Source organism: Clostridium sp. UBA5988 (assembly GCF_002435615.1).
GTDB classification, from domain to species: domain Bacteria; phylum Bacillota; class Clostridia; order Clostridiales; family Clostridiaceae; genus Clostridium_J; species Clostridium_J sulfidigenes.
The window spans coordinates 1-21,013 of the sequence record NZ_DJBA01000031.1; the positions used below are offsets into that span (position 1 = coordinate 1).

The 21,013-nt window shown below is 28.8% G+C and carries 19 protein-coding genes and 1 pseudogene; 14 read left to right on the forward strand and 6 right to left on the reverse strand.

Translation table 11 applies throughout. From position 1 onward, the window contains the following. The 3 genes from B3J31_RS08445 to B3J31_RS08455 all read right to left on the reverse strand — a co-directional run. On the reverse strand, positions 1–1,215 hold a 1,215-nt coding region (locus tag B3J31_RS08445), incomplete at its 3' end, for a YjiH family protein (protein WP_346873872.1). A 362-nt stretch (positions 1,216–1,577) separates the two neighbouring features. Next, positions 1,578–1,895, reverse strand: a complete 318-nt coding sequence (locus B3J31_RS08450; RefSeq protein WP_150844242.1) for a DUF1540 domain-containing protein — start codon at positions 1,893–1,895, stop codon at positions 1,578–1,580. 45 nt (positions 1,896–1,940) lie between these two features. After that, the gene (locus B3J31_RS08455) at positions 1,941–2,774 is read right to left on the reverse strand and encodes a PHP domain-containing protein (RefSeq protein ID WP_150844241.1); all 834 of its coding nucleotides are present in this window, start codon (positions 2,772–2,774) and stop codon (positions 1,941–1,943) included. 219 nt (positions 2,775–2,993) lie between these two features. Between B3J31_RS08455 and B3J31_RS08460 the strand changes: the two genes are divergently transcribed. Then, complete coding sequence (locus B3J31_RS08460) at positions 2,994–3,371, forward strand: helix-turn-helix transcriptional regulator (protein WP_150844240.1); 378 nt, start codon at positions 2,994–2,996, stop codon at positions 3,369–3,371. A gap of 109 nt (positions 3,372–3,480) precedes the next feature. Then, positions 3,481–4,041, forward strand: a complete 561-nt coding sequence (locus tag B3J31_RS08465) for an N-acetylmuramoyl-L-alanine amidase (RefSeq protein ID WP_150844239.1) — start codon at positions 3,481–3,483, stop codon at positions 4,039–4,041. 108 nt (positions 4,042–4,149) lie between these two features. Here B3J31_RS08465 and B3J31_RS08470 read toward each other — a convergent pair whose 3' ends face one another. Next, on the reverse strand, positions 4,150–5,253 hold the full coding sequence (locus tag B3J31_RS08470; protein WP_346873870.1) for an iron-containing alcohol dehydrogenase: 1,104 nt from the start codon (positions 5,251–5,253) through the stop codon (positions 4,150–4,152). A gap of 214 nt (positions 5,254–5,467) precedes the next feature. On the opposite strand from B3J31_RS08470, the gene B3J31_RS08475 reads away from it, so the two are divergent. From B3J31_RS08475 to B3J31_RS08515, 9 genes are all read left to right on the forward strand, one after another. Then, positions 5,468–5,620, forward strand: coding sequence for a hypothetical protein (locus tag B3J31_RS08475; RefSeq protein WP_167403023.1), 153 nt, complete (start codon positions 5,468–5,470; stop codon positions 5,618–5,620). A 135-nt stretch (positions 5,621–5,755) separates the two neighbouring features. Continuing rightward, entirely contained in the window at positions 5,756–6,484 is a 729-nt protein-coding gene (locus B3J31_RS08480) for a pseudouridine synthase (protein ID WP_346873871.1), read from the forward strand. Beyond that, positions 6,477–7,019, forward strand: coding sequence for a class I SAM-dependent methyltransferase (locus B3J31_RS08485; protein ID WP_150844236.1), 543 nt, complete (start codon positions 6,477–6,479; stop codon positions 7,017–7,019). Before B3J31_RS08480 ends, B3J31_RS08485 begins: the two co-directional genes overlap by 8 nt. Positions 7,020–7,235: 216 nt before the next feature. Continuing rightward, positions 7,236–8,123, forward strand: coding sequence for an SIS domain-containing protein (locus B3J31_RS08490; RefSeq protein ID WP_150844235.1), 888 nt, complete (start codon positions 7,236–7,238; stop codon positions 8,121–8,123). 244 nt (positions 8,124–8,367) lie between these two features. Further along, on the forward strand, positions 8,368–9,720 hold the full coding sequence (gdhA, locus tag B3J31_RS08495) for an NADP-specific glutamate dehydrogenase (protein ID WP_207656739.1): 1,353 nt from the start codon (positions 8,368–8,370) through the stop codon (positions 9,718–9,720). Positions 9,721–9,953: 233 nt separating this feature from the next. Next, the gene (locus tag B3J31_RS08500) at positions 9,954–11,171 is read left to right on the forward strand and encodes an aminoacetone oxidase family FAD-binding enzyme (RefSeq protein ID WP_150844233.1); all 1,218 of its coding nucleotides are present in this window, start codon (positions 9,954–9,956) and stop codon (positions 11,169–11,171) included. Between the two features lie 95 nt (positions 11,172–11,266). Beyond that, positions 11,267–11,929: a (d)CMP kinase gene (gene cmk / locus B3J31_RS08505; RefSeq protein WP_150844232.1), complete on the forward strand. Its 663-nt coding sequence runs from the start codon at positions 11,267–11,269 to the stop codon at positions 11,927–11,929. A 57-nt stretch (positions 11,930–11,986) separates the two neighbouring features. Further along, a complete protein-coding gene (locus B3J31_RS08510) occupies positions 11,987–13,906 on the forward strand; it encodes a bifunctional 4-hydroxy-3-methylbut-2-enyl diphosphate reductase/30S ribosomal protein S1 (protein ID WP_150844231.1) in 1,920 nt (639 codons plus the stop codon). 133 nt (positions 13,907–14,039) lie between these two features. Beyond that, positions 14,040–14,903: a GNAT family N-acetyltransferase gene (locus B3J31_RS08515; protein ID WP_150844230.1), complete on the forward strand. Its 864-nt coding sequence runs from the start codon at positions 14,040–14,042 to the stop codon at positions 14,901–14,903. Between the two features lie 104 nt (positions 14,904–15,007). Here B3J31_RS08515 and B3J31_RS08520 read toward each other — a convergent pair whose 3' ends face one another. Together B3J31_RS08520 and B3J31_RS08525 are read right to left on the reverse strand one after the other, a co-directional pair. After that, complete coding sequence (locus tag B3J31_RS08520) at positions 15,008–16,204, reverse strand: pyridoxal phosphate-dependent aminotransferase (protein ID WP_150844229.1); 1,197 nt, start codon at positions 16,202–16,204, stop codon at positions 15,008–15,010. Between the two features lie 83 nt (positions 16,205–16,287). Beyond that, a pseudogene (locus tag B3J31_RS08525) lies at positions 16,288–17,319 on the reverse strand (PLP-dependent aminotransferase family protein). A 386-nt stretch (positions 17,320–17,705) separates the two neighbouring features. Between B3J31_RS08525 and B3J31_RS08530 the strand changes: the two are divergent. The 3 genes from B3J31_RS08530 (at position 17,706) to B3J31_RS08540 (ending at position 20,937) form a co-directional block, all read left to right on the forward strand. Beyond that, on the forward strand, positions 17,706–19,001 hold the full coding sequence (locus B3J31_RS08530; protein ID WP_150844228.1) for a solute carrier family 23 protein: 1,296 nt from the start codon (positions 17,706–17,708) through the stop codon (positions 18,999–19,001). A 105-nt stretch (positions 19,002–19,106) separates the two neighbouring features. Then, a complete protein-coding gene (locus B3J31_RS08535) occupies positions 19,107–20,126 on the forward strand; it encodes a molybdopterin-binding protein (protein ID WP_346868292.1) in 1,020 nt (339 codons plus the stop codon). Positions 20,127–20,139: 13 nt separating this feature from the next. Beyond that, positions 20,140–20,937 carry an XdhC/CoxI family protein gene (locus B3J31_RS08540; protein ID WP_346868293.1) on the forward strand — a complete coding sequence of 266 codons (798 nt, stop codon included), beginning with the start codon at positions 20,140–20,142 and terminating at the stop codon, positions 20,935–20,937. Positions 20,938–21,013: the final 76 nt, after the last annotated feature.

A 21,013-nucleotide genomic window follows, 5' to 3' on the forward strand; every position in this document is an offset into this window, starting at 1 on the left:
CGGTGAATAATTCAGGATAAATCTTGTCATATCACTTTGAATTCCACCTGACATTATAGATGGTAATAGCATGTCTGCGAATCCAGCTACTAATGTGCTAGAAGCTGCTGCAGCTTCTGGAATTTGGAGAAGTTTTAATATTGGTATAAAGGGTAAACCAAGAATTTGAAATAATGGTGTATATTCTGCTAACATTAGTGCTATAGTTCCTACAGCCATAACTACAGGGATTACGCCAAACCACATATCTACAACATTTAATGTTCCTTTAGCAAATACATCTTTTTTTAAGGATGAAGCTTTAGCTTTATCTATAGCTTTTTCTAAACCAAATTTAAAAGGTGTATACCCTTCAGGAAGAAGGTCTTCCATAGATTTATTTGTATTATTATAGTATATATCCTTTTTTCTTGATAGTGGAGGTAATTTAGGTACTAATATTGCAGCTACTAAACCAGCAAATGTAACTGATAGATAGAAGGGTAAAAACATATGACTAAGCCCAACGGTATCAATTACAACTATGCTAAAAGTTATTGAAACTAAAGAGAAGGTTGTACCAATTACACAGGCCTCTCTTTCAGTATAATACCCATCAACATATTGTTTGCTTGTTAAAAGAACACCAATAGTACCATCTCCAAGCCAAGAAGCAATACAATCTATTGCAGCTGAACCAGGAAGATTAAAAATTGGTCTCATTATTTTTACTAGGAGGGAGCCTACAAATTCTAAAAGTCCGAAATTAAGAAGAAGAGGTAGAAATAATCCAGCAAATAAAAATACTGAAAAGAGTATAGGAAGTAAATCAGATAAAATCATTCCTCCTGTATTTTCTGACCAAATTGCTTTAGGACCTATTTGAAACATTGTACATATTATGAATATTCCACCTAAGACTCTGATAATAAACCAAATGTTATTTACATTTAAAAGAGAATTTAAAAAATTATTTTTAACAATAAATTTAGGTTTTAGTGCTTTAGTTACTATTGTAAAAAATGCGGTTACAACTATTATTGTTGTTATTATGTATGGAAGTGATTGGCCAAGAGCTTCTTGAACATAGGTTGATAAGGTTGCAACAGGTATAACTACTTCTTCTCCTTTGGTAATTGGAATCATAAATAAAAATATACCTAAAGAAGATAATATAAGAAATTTAATTATAGCTAATATATATGAATAATCTTTATTATTTGCTGAAGTAGACACTTTATTATTTTTGCTATCCATTTATATACATCCTTTCTTTAATGAATTTATGTATAATTATACATAAGCTTTCCCCATAATGCAACATAATTATACATAAATATTATATTTAAATTTAAAAAAGTATTATATTTTTTAAAGAAAATGTAAAAATATATGGAGATTTGTACTATGACATTTGATTGATAATATATTAATTTTAAACAGAACTTACATAAGAGAGTTATATGAAAAGTTATTTACTAATTTATTTTTTAGCTATAGGAATTAATAATTATTAATGAGTTAGCTGCATAAAAATAATAAGTGTAAGTAATAATTATACTTATTATTACTACTTACACTTATCTAAAGGTAAATACTTAGTTAGGGTTATATTGAAAGGTAGCACATGAGGTTTCTTCACTAGTAGATGAGGTATAACCAGAAATATCAATAGAGTTTGCAGTGCATTTAAGTTTTTTATTATAAATACATTGTTCTGCCTTACAATTTACATTAGAATAAGGAGTATTTATACTTATAGAGTTTGTTAATGCACTTGATTTGTTTATAAAGTTTTCACAATTTGTACCATCAGGTTGATAGGTATTGGAACCCCCAATGGTTATCTGATTTAAGTTACAGTAGTTGGAATTATTATGTACACAGTTATGAACTGAACATTGAAGTAAAACCATTTTATCTCCTCCGAAAACAATTTTACTTTAGTATACCTAATTATTCTATTTTTTATACAAAATCATAAACTTCTTAAAATCTTCCTCACTAAGAAACATATCTCCAATGTTACCGTGTTTAGTATCATCCTTAGAAATTCCATGAAAATCAGAACCACAAGTTATTATCATATCCCTTGACTTAGCTAAGGATATAAATTCGTCGGTTTCTCTTTTAAAGTTTTGATAATACAGTGCCTCAATACCATGAAAATCATAATTTAATATATTTTTAATAGGTGTTTTTTTAATAAGTTTAGGATGTGCTAGAATTACAACGCAATTATATTTTTTAAGAAGTTCAATTCCTTCTGGTATGGATATATGTTTATTAGGAACATAGGCAGGGCTATCATTTCCTATAAATTTGTCAAAAATATGTTGGAAATCAAAGGGGTATCCAGCATTTACTATGGCTTGTGCTATGTGAGGTCTAGCTATAACACCATTACTAATTTTTAAAACATCATCTACATTTATTTTAATGTTAAAGTATTTATCTAGATTTTTAACTATAGATGAGGCTCTAGTTTCCCTGTTTCTCTTTAAATTATTAAGAAATTTAATTAAGGTTTCATCTTTATAATCATTTCCTTTAAAATATCCTAAGATATGTATACTTTCTCCATTGTGATTACAGCTTAACTCTATTCCAGGAATAAAATTAAGGGAAATTTCATTAGCTTTAGTTAAAGCTTCGCTAATACCTTCAGTGGTATCGTGATCTGTTATAGATAAAAGTTCAACATTTTTATTTTTAGCCATTTCAACTACTTGAGAAGGGGAGAACCTCCCATCAGATGCAGTTGTATGACAGTGAAACTCTGCTATAATATTCATAAATATCTCCTTCCTTTATATAGTAAATAGATATAATAATATAGATTTATTATATCTTAAGTGTAGTATTATTTATACAATATATGTTGATTCTATAAGTTGAAAGAAAATTTGATAGATATTACTCTATTACATCATAAAAATAATTGTCATAATTGAAATAAAGTTATATAATAAAGTCATAATGAAAAATACTTAATAAATTTAAAGGAGATAAAAATGAAAGGTGAAACAAGAAAAAGAATTGCAACATTAGATAATAGAATTAATACTACAAAGCTTGTAAAATTATATATTCTACATTATTTAATATATGAAAATAATGTAGAATATGGATTGGAAATAGTGAATTATATAAATAAAAACTTTACTAAAGTTTCTAATGGGTTGGTATATCCACTTCTTAGAGATTTGGAAGAAAATTTATATCTTACAGCTAAATGGGAAGATTTTGATAGAAAAAATAAACGTCTATATAAAATTACCGATGAAGGTATAGAACACTATAAAAAAATAAAGGTAGATTATTTTCATGCCATAGAATACAATATTTCTATTTATAATAATGTTTTAAGTCAAATTTATAAGAAGCAATAGATAAGTGTTATAGTATTATTCAAAGATGTCTTATTCCTATTATTAATCACATATGTAATATTAAAGAATATTATATATGAATAGATTAATTAATGGGAGGCTTTAAATTATGTATAAGATAACCTTAGACCCTGGGCATGGTGGAAGTGATCCAGGAGGCGTTTATGGTGATCTAATAGAAAAAGATATTACACTAACTATAGCTGTAGAATGTGAGAAAGAGCTACTTAGACATGGAATAAAAGTTCAAATGACAAGATATACTGATAAATATCTAGGACTTTCTCAAAGAACTACCATGGCAAATAATAATATGTCAGATTATTTTATTTCTATCCATTGTAATGTAGGTGGAGGAGATAGAGGTGAAATAATTTATTCTATATATAATGATAAAGGTTTAGAACTTACAAATAGAATTAGTAATGAAATTATGAATATTGGACAGACTCAAGTTAAAACTTATAATAGAATGAATAAAAATGGAAGAGATTATTTTCCTTTGATAAGAGACACTATTATGGATGCAATTATTATCAAATGTGCTTTTATAGATAATGAAGAAGATAATAAGATAATTAGCACTATTGAAAATCAAAAGATATTTGGAAAAGCTATAGCGAAAGGTATTCTTTCTCAACTAGATATTGATTGTACTGACATGGATTAATTTAATAATATTTATTTTGGTAGTTTCAAAAATATAAATATTAAACGAACAATTATAAATGAAGAAAATATTAGACCCATTAGTAGATTAATTCTAATGGGTCTAATATTATTTTATACTTTTTATATAAATACTAAGTATATCCTCATAGGTTAATGGATAGGGATGATTTTTAAGTTTTGCTTTATTAGAATTCATATAAGAAGTATAATTTTCTAATTCATCAAGGGTTATTTTCAAATCCTTTGAAAATAATTCATCTATAAAGTTTCCAAACTCATCTACATTTGAGAAGTTCAATAAAGATATGATTTTATCCACTTTATCCTTAGCATTATTTGCGTATATTTTAAGATATTCTTTTAAAAGAATTCCATTAGCCTTACCATGAGGTACATTATGATAATAAGTTAATGGATATCCCATTCCATGAGGAATAGATGTGCCGCTTTGTGAAATTACCATACCAGCAATAGAAGATGCTATTAATAAATTTTCACGTATTTTAAAGGGAATGCTTTCTGAAGATATATATGAAATACATTCACTAAATATCTTTAAACCACTTTCTGCAAGAGCATTGCTAAAGCAGTTAGAATTAGTAGATAAATAACCTTCTATTAAATGTGAAAGAGCATCTATTGAAGTATTTATTGTTACATTTTTAGGTGTATCCATCAAGTAAGTAGCATCTAAAAAAGATACTACAGGAAAAATTTTAGGGCAAATACCTCTTTTATTTTTAATGTTATGATCTGTTAATATAGAGTAAGGTGTAGTTTCGGTTCCAGTTCCAGCAGTGGTAGGAACTGCAACGATTGGAAGACAATTAAGAGCGGAATCTGTAAATAAATCTTCAATAGTGGCTTGTGAATTAAAAAGAAGAACTCCGGCAGCTTTAGATGCATCGATAGGTGAACCTCCACCTATTCCAATAATAAAATCGATACCTTTATCTTCACCAAAAAATTTTATTTTACTAATTGTTTCTGTAGATGGATTTTCTTCTACATCATCAAAGATATGATAATCTATATTGTTTTCTTTTAGAGAATTTACCACATGGTTTAAAGAACCATTAGTTTTAGAAGAATGTTTACCAGTTACTATTAAAGCAGTACTTCCTAGAGAGTTCATTATACTACCGTGATTTGCTATTGCGTTTTCTTCACATATAATCTTTGTTGGCATAAAAAATATTGGATTACTCAAAATTTTATTCCTCCTTAAAGTTAATTGTAATATTAAAATTTTATCTTATATTTTAATATAGCATCTATTACAAGTTTTCTCAATTCATTAGAAGGATGACTTTATTATAATCATTAGAAGGATGACTTTATTATAAGTTTTTATCTGTAAGATTTATTATTATTGAATATTTAAATTAATTTTGAAAATAATAGTTAATAGGGAGGTGAGCTTTATGGCTAAGAATAAGCAAAACAAACCTAAGAAGTCTTCCAATAAGATGAATGGTGAACTAACTTCTATGAATGACAAATCAAATGACAGTAGAAATTCTAAAACGGGATATATGGAACAGCAACCTAATTCTCACTTAAATCAATTTAAATAAGCTAGTTTATACTTAAACCGGTAACACTACAAAATATTAATATGTAGAGTTATCGGTTTATTGTTTAATTGGATTGATTTTTTTGTTAATAAAAATTATAATTCTTTTTATTAGAGTTATGAAGGGAAGTTTAAGATGGAAGAGAGATTACAAAAATATATGGCTAGATGTGGTGTTGCTTCTAGAAGAAAATGTGAAGAAATAATTTTATCTAATAGAGTTAAAGTTGATGGGAATATAGTAAAGGAATTAGGAACAAAAATTGACTCTAGAGTTAATGAAGTTAGAGTAGATGATAAAGTAATAAAACCAGAAGAAAAAAAGATATATATAGCACTTAATAAGCCTATAGGATATATATCATCTGTAAAGGATGATAGAGGTAGAAAAACTTTATTGGATATTGTAAAGGTAGATGAAAGGATATATCCTATTGGAAGGTTGGATTATGATACTTCTGGATTAATTTTTCTAACTAATGATGGTGAAGTTTATAACAATGTAATGCACCCAAGAGTTTCTATTAATAAAACTTATATAGCTATAGTAAAAGGAATAATCAATGATGATGAAGTACATAAATTTGAAAAAGGAATTGATATTGGGGATTATATTACTGCACCAGGAAGATGTGAAGTGATAAAAAAATATAAAAATAGTTGTGAAGTTGCTATAACTATTCATGAGGGGAAAAATAGGCAAGTGAGAAGAATGTGCGAAGCAATTGGACATCCAGTTGTAAGTTTGAAGAGAGTTTCAATTGGTGAGATAAAATTAGATACAGGGTTAAAAGAAGGTCAATGGAGATACCTAAGTGAAATAGAAATACAATACCTAAAGAATGGAGGAGATAAAGATGTTTAAATATTTGGGAAACATAACAGATTTATCTCACCATATAATTGAAAATTTTGTGGTGGATAAAAATATAGCGGTAGATGAGACTCTTGGGAATGGTGGGGATTGTGATTTTCTAAGTGAGAGCTTTAATAAAGTTTATGCATTTGATATTCAATCAGTAGCAATAGAAGAATATAAGAAAAAGAACAAAGATAATGTAAAACTCATTTGTGATTCTCATGAAAATATAGAAAAACATATAACTGAAGATGTAGATGTAGCCATATACAATTTAGGTTTTTTACCCGGTGGCGACAAATCAATAACCACGGAGGCTGAATCTACACTAAAAAGTATTAAAGGAACTTTAAAAATATTAAAAAATGGAGGTTTTGCCATTATATCAGTATACATTGGTCATAATGAAGGTCTTCGTGAAAGTGAACAGATACTAAAATATGCAAGTTCTCTACCAAAAGATAAGTATGGAGTAATGATTCATAAAGTTATAAATAGGAGTGATAGGGCTCCATATTTATTAGTCATTGAAAAGAAGTGATTGCTCTAAAACAGTGATTTTACAATATTTAATATAGAAATTTAAACTATATTATAAGTTTATAATTATCTCTTATATAGGAAAAAATTTATAAAATTAATAATCATAGAAGTTTTATGTTGAAGGATAATCCATACTGTGTTAATATGAAGTATATAATTCATTTTTCAGTAAAATGAATTATATACTTTATAATCTTTTAAAAGGAGTTAAGTGATGGAGAATAATAATACTGATTTAATGAGAATGATACAAACTAAATTTTCAAGGTTAAGTAAAGGGCAGAAGCTTATAGCTGAATATATTTTAAAGCATTATGATAAAGCAGCATTTATGACTGCTGCGAAGCTTGGAGCAAGCGTTGGTGTTAGTGAATCAACAGTAGTTAGATTTGCTAATCAATTAGGTTATGAAGGTTATCCTGAACTCCAGAAGGCGCTGCAAGAACTTATAAAAAACAAACTTACCACAGCTCAAAGAATAGAATTGTCTAACGATTTTATTATTCCTAATAACGCTTTAAAAGGAGTATTAAAATCAGATATAGAAAATATTAGAGCAACAATGGAAAAAATAAATTATGAAGCTTTCGAAAGTACAGTTAATAGTATTTTAAACTCTAAGAAAATTTATATTGTAGGATTAAGAAGTTCTGCTGCATTGGCAGACTTTTTAGGATTTTATTTAAATTTAATATTAGACAATGTAAAAATCGTATCTTACGGAATGAGTGATATTTTTGAACAGATGCTGACATTAGGGGAAGGAGACTGTGTCATTGGTATAGGTTTCCCACGTTATGCTATGAGAACTGTTGAAACCCTTAATTATGCAAAGTCAAGGGGAGCTGATGTTGTTGCAATTACAGATAGCGTTTTATCTCCGTTAGCAACTAAAGCTGATTATGTACTAATAGCTGAAAGTAATATGGCTTCCTTTGTTGATTCTTTAGTGGCACCATTAAGTGTTATTAATGCTCTTATTATAGCTGTAGGATTAAAGGAAAAGGACAAAATATCTAAAACCTTCACAGAACTTGAGCAAGTATGGCAAGAATATCAAATTTATTCTTACAAATCAAATAAGGATATTAACAAGTTTTAATTTTTATGTCTAAATTTTTATAAAATTATGTTGATTTATAGACAAAAGTATTCTATTATGTAAATAAAGGCATGTAATCGTTTTTAATATTTGCAATAAATCTGTTAAAATGTTTTTAAAAAAGAAGGAAAAAAAGCAAACACATAGAATATATATTACATGTAAAGATTTACTTCAGTGTGTTATCATACAAAAAGTAAATTATATAAATAATTTTGTTTAAATTTTAGGAGGTATTGATACTATGGATACTAAAGCTTATATTGAGCAAGTATTAGAAAACGTGAAAAAAAGAAACAGCGCTGAACCAGAATTTATACAAGCTGTTGAAGAGGTTTTAAACTCTATAGGGCCTGTACTTGATAAGCACCCAGAATATGTAGAGTCTAACTTATTAGAAAGATTCTGTGAGCCTGAAAGACAAATAATGTTTAAAGTATCTTGGAAAGATGACAATGGTAAAACTCAAGTAAATAGAGGATTTAGAGTACAATTTAATGGAGCTATAGGACCTTACAAAGGTGGATTAAGATTCCATCCATCTGTTTACTTAGGAATTATCAAGTTCCTAGGATTTGAACAAATTCTTAAAAATGCATTAACTGGACTTCCAATAGGTGGAGGTAAAGGTGGTTCAGACTTTGATCCAAGAGGTAAGTCTGATGCTGAAATCATGAGATTCTGTCAAGCGTTTATGACTGAATTACAAAGACACATCGGACCAGATGTGGACGTTCCAGCTGGAGATATCGGTGTAGGTGGAAGAGAAATCGGATACTTATATGGTCAATATAGAAGAATTAGAGGAGCTTTCGAAAATGGAGTTTTAACTGGAAAAGGTTTAACTTATGGTGGAAGCTTAGTAAGACCAGAAGCAACAGGATTTGGAGTTACTTATTTCTGTGAAGAAATGCTTAAACATGAAGGAACTGACTTCAAAGGAAAAACAGTTGCAGTTTCAGGTTTCGGTAACGTTGCTTGGGGAGCATGCCAAAAAGTTGCTGATTTAGGTGGTAAAGTTGTTACTTTATCTGGACCAGATGGTTACATCTATGATAAAGATGGAATAACTACTCCAGAGAAAATTAATTACTTAGTTGAAATGAGAAATTCAGGTAGAGATAAAGTTCAAGATTATGCTGATAAATTTGGGTGTGAATTCTTCCCAGGACAAAAACCATGGGGTGTTAAAGTTGACATCATAATGCCTTGCGCAACTCAAAACGATATTCATATAGAACATGCAAAACAAATCGTTGCTAATGGCATTAAATTTGTATGTGAAGCTGCAAATATGCCATGTACAAACGAAGCGGTTGAATACTTCTTAGCTAATGGATTAATAGTTGGACCTGCTAAAGCTGCTAATGCTGGTGGAGTTGCTACTTCTGCATTAGAAATGGCACAAAACAGCATGAGAATATCTTGGACAGCTGAAGAGGTGGATCAAAAACTTCATCAAATAATGGTAACAATCCATAAAAATGCTATGGATGCAGCTGAACAATGTGGATTTGGATATAACTTAGTTGCTGGTGCTAACATTGCTGGATTTATGAAAGTTGCTGAAGCAATGCATGCTCAAGGAGATATTTAATATTAAATTAAAATAGTTTTAATATTAAAGGAGGGAATTTTAAAATTCTCTCCTTTTTCATGTGATATGACAAGAATTTTAGTTTTAAATGTAATTTATTATAATTCAACTCTACTAATATACGTAGCATAAAATTTTAGTTATCAAAATAAATTCATTGAATAATTAGGAATTTTATATTAAATTATAATATAGGAATATGTTTAAAATAAAACAGAAGAGATGGTGATTTTTTGGCACAAGTAGTAATTGTAGGTGGAGGTCCAGCTGGAATGATGGCTGCAATAGCAGCGAGTAAAAACAATAAGGTCATATTAATAGAAAAGAATAATAAACTTGGCAAAAAACTGTTTATTACTGGGAAAGGTAGATGTAATGTAACTAATAATAAGGATATTAGTGAGTTTTTTGATTATATTCCAACTAATCCTCATTTTCTATATAGTGCTCTTTATACCTTTACCAATGAGGATACTATTAAGTTTTTTAATGAAAGAGGAGTTGAACTTAAAGTAGAGAGAGGGGATAGAGTTTTTCCTAATTCAGATAAATCTTCAGATATTATAAAAGCCTTTGAAAAAACTTTAATGGAAAAAAATATTGAAATTAAACTTGGAATTGCTGTAAAAGAATTAAAAGTTGAAAATAATAAGATTACTTCAGTAATCCTTGATAATGATGATTATATAGAATGTGATAATGTAATCTTAGCTACTGGTGGGGCTTCATATCCTCAAACTGGATCTAATGGTGATGGGTTTAGATTTTGCAAAAGTTTGGGTCATAATGTAGTGTCTATAAAACCGTCCTTAGTACCAATTGAAATTAATGAAGCTTGGGTAAAAGACCTTCAAGGTTTATCACTAAGAAATGTACAGCTTACATTATTAGATAAGAACAATAAAATTATTTTTAAAGAGCAAGGTGAAATGTTATTTACTCACTTTGGAATTTCTGGTCCATTATGTCTTAGTGCAAGCAGTTTAATAAAACCAAGTGAAAAGTATAAGATTGTATTAAATCTTAAGCCTGCACTTAGCGAAAAAGAGTTAGATTTAAGAATACAAAAGGATTTTTTAAAGTATAATAATAAGGACTTTAAGAATGCATTAAATGATTTATTTCCACAAAAATTAATTCCTATTATGATTAATTTAAGTAAAATACCAGAAAATCAAAAGGTAAATAGTATTACAAAAGAACAACGTAAGTTTTTTCTAAATCTTATTTCAAATCTTACAATGGATGTAAGAGGATTAAGGTCTATAGAAGAAGCAATAGTTACATCTGGAGGCATTGATACAAAAGAAATTGATCCGTCTACAATGAAATCTAAGGTGGTTTCTAACCTAAGTTTTGCTGGAGAAGTAATAGATGTAGATGCCTATACGGGAGGTTATAATGTACAGATTGCTATTTCTACAGGTTTTATAGCAGGAAGTAAGATATAAATATACAAGTAAAGTTATTATTGAGAAATTTATAGTTTAAAAACATGTATTTAAATTATAGAGTGATAGTAACTATATAACTGAGGAGTGATACTATGAAAATATCAATAGCTATTGATGGTCCTGCTGGAGCAGGAAAAAGTACTATAGCTAAATTAATAGGAGAAAAATATAATTTAATGTACATAAATACTGGATCTATGTACAGAGCAGTTACTTTATTTGCAATGAGAAAGAGTATTGAACCTAATCAAGTAGGTGATTTATGTGAACTTATAGATACTTTGAAGATGTATTTTGATAATGATAACCTATTTGTTAATGATATGGATGTGACTGATGAGTTAAGGAGTATTGAAGTTACTAATAATGTGTCGAGATATGCATCTATACTGGAGGTTAGACAAAAGCTAGTTGAAATGCAGCAAGAAATAGCTAAAAATTACAATGTAATCATGGATGGTAGAGATATAGGCACAGTAGTACTTAAAAATGCAACCTTAAAAATATTCTTGACAGCTAGGGCAGAAGAAAGAGCTAAACGTAGGTATGATGAGCTTATAGCCAAGAATGTAAAAGTAGATTATAATAATATATTAGAAGATATAAAAAAAAGAGATTACATTGATTCAAATAGAGAAGTAGATCCTTTAAGAAAAGCTGAAGATGCTATAGACATTGATACTTCTACTATGAGTATAAGTGAAGTAGTAGATGCCATATCTAAGTACATATCATATATAAATGTAGATAAATAGTCATGTGTAATATAAATTAATTGATTTATAGTAAATGGTATTAGAGGTGAGGATAATATGTCTGAAGTAACTCTTGCAAATAAAGCAGGTTTTTGTTTTGGAGTAAAAAGAGCAGTTGAAGAGACTATAAGATTGAGAGAAAAATATAATAAGGATATATACACACTAGGACCATTAATCCATAATAATGATGTTGTGAAAAGCTTAGAGGAAAAAGGTATTCATTCTATAACTCTTGAAGAAGCATATAATCTTAAAAAAAATGATGTTGTAGTAATAAGATCTCATGGTGTTGGTAAAAATGTATTTGACCATTTAAGAAAGAATAATGTTATAATAGAAAATGGGACTTGTCCATATGTGAGAAATATACAACAAAAAGTTGAGGAGTATTATAACAAAGGATATAATATAATTATTGTTGGTGATGATAAGCATCCAGAGGTCATAGGGATTAATGGGTGGTGTAATGATACAGCTATTATATCTAAGGATGGAGAAAACATAGATGCAATTAAGAGCAAGGTATGTGTAGTTTCCCAAACTACAGAAAAGCAAAGTAATTGGGAAAAGGTTTTGAACAGGATAATATCATTAGCTAAAGAAATAGTAGCTTTTAACACTATCTGTAATGCCACAGAAGAAAGACAGGAATCAGCGAATAAACTTTCTAAAGAGGTTGATTTAATGATAGTTTTAGGCGGATATAATAGTTCAAATACTACAAAACTTTATGAAATTTGCAAAAAAAATTGTGAAAATACTTATCATGTAGAAAAAGTAGATTCTTCACTTTTAAATATGATAGGGAATGAAAATATAAATAAAATTGGAATTACTGCTGGGGCGTCAACTCCAGAGTACGTAATTGAGGAGGCTATTAGTAAAATGAAAAAACAAAACGATATAAGTCAAGAGGATATGGACCTTTATGATAAATATTTTAAGGATACTAGCAACATATCTGTAGGAAGTATTTTAGAAGGTGAAGTATTTAAAGTAAATGAAAAAGAAGCATATTTAACTATAGGTACAAAAACTGAGGCTATAGTAACAGCAGAGGAATACTCTAGAGACAATGAAACTCCTTTAAATCAACAAATTAAAGTAGGAGATGTTATTAAAGCAAAAGTAATAAACAGAAAAAATTCTGATGGATTAGTTGTATTATCAAGAACTGAGGTTTTAAGAGCTGAACAACAACAAGTGTTAAAGGCTGCTTTTGATAATGGAGAGATAATAAATGTTCAAGTTAAACAAGAAGTAAAAGGTGGACTTGTAGCTTTATTTGAAGGAGAAAGAGTATTTATACCAGCATCTCATATAGAGTTAAGTAGAGTTAGTGATTTGTCTAAGTATATAGGACAAAATTTTGATATAAAACTTATAGAGTATTCTAGAGAAAGAAATAGAGTTAAAATAGTTGGTTCAAGAAGAGAACTTTTAGAGAAGGAGAATGAAGTTAAAAAGGCTACTACATGGGCTTCTTTAGAAAAGGGTATGGTAGTTGAAGGTGAAGTTAAAAGATTAACTGCTTTTGGAGCTTTTGTAGAAATTAATGGTATAGATGGTTTATTACACAGTTCAGAAATGTCTTGGAATAAAGTTAATAACCCATCAAAGTTATTTAAAGTTGGTCAGATTATTAAAGTTGGTGTTTTAGAAGTTGATAGAGAAAATAACAAATTAGCTCTAAGTGTTAAAATGTTAAGCGAAAATCCTTGGAATAATATCAATGAAAAATATCCAACAGGAAATGTTGTTGCTGGAAAAGTAGTGAGATTTGCACCATTTGGAGCATTTGTTGAATTAGAAGAAGGGATAGATGGGTTAGTCCATATATCTCAAATTTCTAATGAAAGAGTTGAAAAAATTGAAGATGTTTTAAAAATTGGAGAGATAGTAAAAGCTGTTATAACTCAAGTAGATGCTGAAGGTAAGAAAATTGGACTTAGCATTAAAGATTTAGAAGCATAAAAATTTTTAGAAGATACACTATACTAGTGTATCTTCTATTTTAAATTAAAATAAATATACTAAAAATGGTTATATTATTTAAATTTGGATTATAATATATATATAGATTCAAAAGTATGAGGTAGATGGATTTATGTATAGATTAGAAACATTAAATAATTCAAATTTAAATTTTATAAATGAGTTTGATATTACTAATGAGTATAAAGAAGAACTCATAGAGATTTGCACAAATAAGAATATATTTAAAAAACTTCTTTTGGGAAAAAATATAAAGTATATAAAATCTCAACAAAAATATATAGGGTTTTTATGGTATAGTAAACTTCAGTATCAAGTATATAAAATACACTGTATAAAGTTTATTCCTGAATATAGTACTTTTGAGTATTATAAAGAAATTTTTAAGTTTTTCAATAGTTGTAATTCAATTATAATTAGTGAAAATAATAACTTGAATGCAACTTTATTGATTGAACTAGGATTTAGTGTAGAAAGAGCTATTATTGAAATGGAAAGAGATATAAGTTCATATGAAGAACAAAATAATGATGAAAATATTTCTTTTGCAACCTTTAAAGAAGGAAAAGATGAAAAATATAGGTGTTTAATTCAGAATAAAGTTTTTGATTCAGCTAATAGACAGTCCATAAATAAAGAGGATATTATATATGAAAAATATCAAAACTATTATATTCCAGAAGGATGTATTTTTATTAAACATAAAGGGGTTCATGTAGGGTATGGACAATTAATAAAAAAAGATTCAAAAATTTATATAGCTAACTTTGGAATTTTGCCCGAATATAGAGGTAAAGGTTATGGAAAGAAGCTACTTAAATATATAGTGAATATAGCTCATGATCTTGGTAATAGTAAAATATATCTTAAATGCGATAAAAAAAATATAGAAGCTGTAAATTTATATATAGGTGAAGGGTTTAAAACAATTGATACTTACCATGAGTATAAGAAAGATAATATAGATTCATTTTAATATAATAATTAATGTAGTAAATATAGCACTATACTTTATAATTATTAAGAACAAATATAATAAAAAAGAAATTAAGTCATGAAACTTAATTTCTTTTTTGATTACTATTTTTCAATTTTTACATATTCAGCTAAAGCTCTTTCTAATATGTCCATTGCATCAGCTAGAGCTTCAGTATTTAAACAATAAGATAATCTTATTTCATCCATACCAAGGCCCTCTGTTGCATAGAAACCTTCTGCAGGTGCAACCATAACAGTTTTATTATTATAGTTATAGTCTGTAAGTAACCATTTTGCAAAATCCTCCCCACTTTTTATTGGAAGTTTTGCTACTATATAAAATGCTCCAGTAGGTTTTTTGCATATAACACCTGGCATTTTTGAAAGCTTTTCAAACAGAATGTTTCTTCTTGATTCATATTCTTTTTTAACGTTAATAAAGTATTCTTTAGGAGTATTAATTAAATTTGCTGCTGCTAATTGTTCTATAGTTGGAACACATAGTCTAACTTGACACATTTTCATAATTTGACTTATAAGTTCTTTATTCTTAGAAGCTACTAAACCAATTCTTGCACCACATGCACTATAGCGTTTAGATATGCTATCTATTAAAATTACTCTATCTTTAATATCTTCCATATAAAGAGCAGAAGTATATTTTAATCCATCATAAACAAATTCTCTATATACCTCATCTGCAATAAGGAATAGGTTATTCTCTTTACATATATCAGCAAGCATTCTTATTTCATTTTCAGTGTAAACAACTCCAGTTGGATTTCCAGGGTTAGAAACCATGATTGCTCTAGTTTTAGGAGTTATTTTAGATGTTATAACATCCTTTGCTGGTAGATGAAAGCCTTCTTCAGCTTTAGTTATAAAAGGTACTACTTTTACGCCAGCACCTTGTGCAAATCCTGCATAATTTGTATAGAAAGGCTCTGGTATAATTACTTCATCGTCTACATCACAAATTGATGTTAATGCTAAAGAAATAGCTTCAGAACCTCCATTAGTAATAAGAATTTCATTAGATTCAAAATCTATATCCCATTCTTTATAATATTTAATAAAACTATTAATTGCTTCATCTATTCCTTGAGATTGAGCATATTTAAGTACATCATCTTTATAGTTATTAATTCCTTCCATGAATTCCTTTGGAGTTTCAATATCAGGTTGACCAATATTTAAATGATATATTTTTACTCCTTTACGTGTAGCTTCAGCTCCATATGGTGCCAGTTTTCTAATAGGTGAATATCCCATAGCCAGTATTCTTTTTGAAAATTCCATTTTAACTCCTCCTAAAATAATATGAATAAATATTTAAGTTTATTTATTTTCATTATTGTACTAGTATATATTACATATTGTTTCTATTTTGCATAATATTTATGAAAAACTTTACCGAATCTTTTTATTCCTTCCACGATTTTATCTTCTGGCATATTAGAGTAATTTAATCTAAAGAAATTTTTTTCATGCTATCTATCATTAAGTCACGTCTAACTCTATAAACTTCAATTATGCTCTTTATATGATCATCTAAACTGTAAGTTTTCATGTATTCTCCTGCGATAACTTGAGCAAAAGTATTACATTGTAAGTCTGCGCCTTGCTTAATTAAAATATGCTTTTTAATTATTTCTTCTTCTGCTAATATCCATCCAAGTCTTAGTTCAGGACAGAAAGTTTTAGAGAAAGTACCTAGATTAATTACATAACCAGCTTTATCAAAGGATTTAATTGAAGGAAGACTTTCTCCCTCAAATCTTAATTCCCCATAGGGACTATCTGCAATTAAAGGTATTTCATACTTAGCAGCTAGTTCAGATAAGCGTTTTCTTCTCTCAATATTCATTGTAATTCCACTTGGATTTTGAAAATCTGGAATAGTATAAATCATTTTTATATTGTAATTTCTGTTTTCTAATATTTTTTCTCATTCCTCTACAATCATACCATTTTCATCCATTGGTATTTCTAAGAATTTAGGACCATAAGCCATAAATGCATTTAAAGCTCCAAGATAGCTTGGACTCTCACATGCAATAGTGTCTCCTTCATTTATGAAAAGCTTTGCAGAAAACTCTAACCCTTGTTGAGAACCATTAGTTAGCATAGCATTTGAAGTATCGCATTTTACTCCTATAGGCGCTATTCTTTCTTTTACAATTATTTCTCTCAAAGGCATGTAACCATCAGTAGAAGCATATTGTAGAGCTACTTGACCTTTTTCTTTTATAACCTTTGATACTACTTCCTTTAGTTTATATAAAGGTTATAATTCAGGTGCTGGTAATCCACCTGCAAAAGAAATAATTTCTGGCTTTTCAGTCAATTTTAAAAGTTCTCTTATTTCAGACGCTTTTTAAATTTGAAGTCCTATTCGCATAACGTATGTTCATATATCCCCCCCATAATTATGTTTTAAAATAAATTATATTATTTATCTTATGTACCATGATTTTATTATAACTTATTTGCATGTTTTTTCAAGATATTTTAATATAGTGGAAAGAGTAATAAAATAAATCTTAAAAATACTTGTTATTTGAGTGAAGAAGTAGTATAATAACCTAAAGAATAAATTAAATAATAAAATATTTCTTTAAATCAGTCCAGAGAGGCTGGCAAGAAGGTAGATATAATTACAGGGCACACTATATTTCTGTATATAACTTCTTGCGAAAGTAAGAAGTTTTTTTATTTATATACCTTTTAATCAGTACTGGGATACTGAAAGGGGAGAAAGAAATTTCTCCTAATATTAAAAATATTAAGGAGGCTTTATATGTCAGAAATAACATTAAAAAAAGAAGCAGAAGAAACATTGGCAAAGAGATCTATTAAGGAAGAGACTAAAAGAATGGTACTTGCTATGCAGCACTTAATTGCTATGTTTGGTGCAACGGTTCTAGTACCTGTACTTACAGGACTTGACCCTTCAGTTGCTCTAGTTGCAGCAGGATGTGGTACTTTGATATTTCACCTTTGTACGAAAGGAAAAGTTCCAGTATTTCTTGGATCTTCCTTCGCATTTATACCGGTAATAATAGCTGCGGGAGAATTAAATGGCGGAGATTTAGCATATGCACAAGGCGGATTGTTAGTTGCAGGTTTTATTTATGTAATAATTTCATTTTTAGTTAAGAAGATTGGGGTAACCACTATAAAAAGATTCCTTCCTGCCCAAGTAGTAGGACCTATGATAATAGTTATAGGATTAAACCTTGTACCTACAGCTATAGGAATGGCAAGTGATAATTTTATTATAGCAGGGATAACTTTATCTATAGCATTATCCATTAACTTATTTGGAAAAGGTTTTTCAAAACAATTAGCTATACTTATTGCAGTATCATCAGGGTATATACTCTCATTGATTTTTAATATAGTAGATACTAGCATAATATCTAAGGCAGCATTTTTAGCGATACCTAGCTTTAACTTTCCTAAATTTGATATGGCATCTATCCTTACAATTGCTCCAGTAGTGTTAGCTGTATTAATGGAGCATGTTGGTGATATTAGTACAAACGGACAAGTAGTGGGCAAAAACTTCATTGAAGATCCTGGTCTTAATAGAACCCTATTAGGAGATGGACTTGCAACTATGTTTTCTTCATTTATTGGAGGACCAGCAAATACAACTTACGGAGAGAATACTGGAGTTTTAGCATTGACAAAAAATTATGACCCATCAATAATAAGAATTACAGCAGTATTTGCTATCATCTTAGGTTTTGTAGCTAAATTAGGTGGATTACTATTATCTATCCCTAGCGCTGTTATGGGTGGTATTAGTATCATGCTATTTGGAATGATTGCATTAATAGGATTTAAAACTATTAAAAATGGAGATGTAACTTTTGATTGGAAAAACATTGTAGTAATAGCTACTATAATAATAATTGGTCTTGGTACTACTAATTTAGAAAAATACACTGGTATATCAATTGGAATTCCAGTTGGTGCATCTGTTAAAATAACAGGCGTAAGTTTAGCAGCTCTTGTAGGAGTTATACTAAATATGATTTTAAATTTTAAAAGTGAAAAAGAAGAAAATAGAAATGAAAATGTAGCTTAACTATATATTCATTGTAATACCACTTAATACAAAGATTATGTATTGAGTGGTATTTTTTTACATCTAATGATATAATATAATATAATATAACATGGGGGTGTGACAATGAAAAAAGTTAAAGTTGAAGATGCTATTGGGATGGTGGTGGCCAATGATTTAACTAAGATCGTACCGGGAGAATTCAAGGGTGCTGCTTTTAAAAAAGGACATATAATAGAAGCTAAAGATATAGAAGAGTTGAAGTTTATGGGGAAAAATCACATTTATATTATTGAAATGAATTCAGAAATGCTTCATGAAGATCAGGCGGCTTTAGAATTAGGACAAGCAATAAGAGGAGAAAATACCTACCTTAAATCACCTAGTGAGGGAAAAGTAAATGTTTTAGCTGCCAGGGATGGACTTTTGAAAATTAACACTAATCTGTTATATGAAATAAATTATATTAAAGACATTGTTGTAAGCACATTACACAATAATACTGTTGTAGAGAAGGATACAATTGTTTCTGCTACAAAAGTAACACCTTTAGTTGTAGAAAAAAGATATATTAATCAAGTTAAGTATATATTAAGAAATATATCAGGGATTATAGACATAAAACCTTTTAAAGTTCAGAAGGTAGGAATAGTTGTTACTGGTACGGAAGTTTATGAAGGGAAAATTACTGATAAATTTGCTCCAATACTTAGGGAAAAGGTTAGTAATTACAAAGCTATTGTTGAAGATGTCATATTTGTTCCAGATGATTTGGAAAAAATAACTAATGCTATAGAGCTATTTAAATCTAGAGGATGCAGTTTAATAATATGCAGTGGGGGAATGTCAGTAGATGCAGATGATTTAACACCTGTAGCCATTGAAAAAGTAGCTTCAGAGATAATTACCTATGGATCACCAGTAATACCAGGAGCTATGTTTATGTTGGCATATAGCGATGATATAACTTATGTGGGGATTCCAGCTTGTGGAATGTTCTCTAAAATAACTGTATTTGATGTTTTACTTCCTAGGATAATGGCAAAGGATAAAATTAGCAAAAGAGAAATAAGTGAGTTATCTCACGGAGGGCTTTGCTTGAAGTGTAATATATGTCATTATCCAATTTGTCCATTTGGTAAATAAGGAGGTGTTTTATATGAGTATTACTTTACTCGAAGAAGTGAATGAGCAAGTGAAGAATGGGAATTTTGTAGCTCTTTCTATAATTACTAAGGCTTGTGGATCTTCACCTAGGGGAGAAGGCACCATGATGGGTGTTCTAAGAGATGGTACTGTAATTGGTACTATAGGCGGAGGTGCAGTTGAAGATGAAATTATAAAATCTAGTATAGAGGCTATAGAAACACAAAGAAGTGGTAGATACGAATATAGTTTGAATGAACCTAATAAAGAGCTTAATATGGTTTGTGGAGGAAACATTGAAGTATATATAAAAGTATTAATGCCTAAGCGTAAACTTCTTATAGTAGGTGGGGGACATATTGCATTGCCACTACATTTTATAGCTAATGTATTAGGATATGATATTGTAGTTTTTGAGGATAGGGAAGAATATTGTAATGAGGAAAGATTTAAATTAGCTGATGAGCTTTTACTAGGAGATATTAAAGAAAATTTAAAAAAATATCCTATAAATAATCAATGCAGTATAGTAATTATAACTAGGGGACATTTCCATGACTATGAAGCTTTAAAAACTGTTATAGATACTGAAGCAAATTATATTGGTATGATAGGAAGTAAAGTTAAGGTAAAAAAAACTATTTATAAATTATTAGATGAAGGATTTAACAAAGATTTGTTGAATAAAATATATGCACCTATTGGTATAGAATTAGGTGGTGAAAGACCAGAAGACATAGCATTATCTATAATGGCAGAAATTTCATTAGTTGTAAATAATGGAAAACTAGCTCATAAAAAATTACAATAATATATAGATAGATAAAAATTTATATTGAATTATTGTAATATAATTAATATATTTACACCACTTTACAAGAAAATTA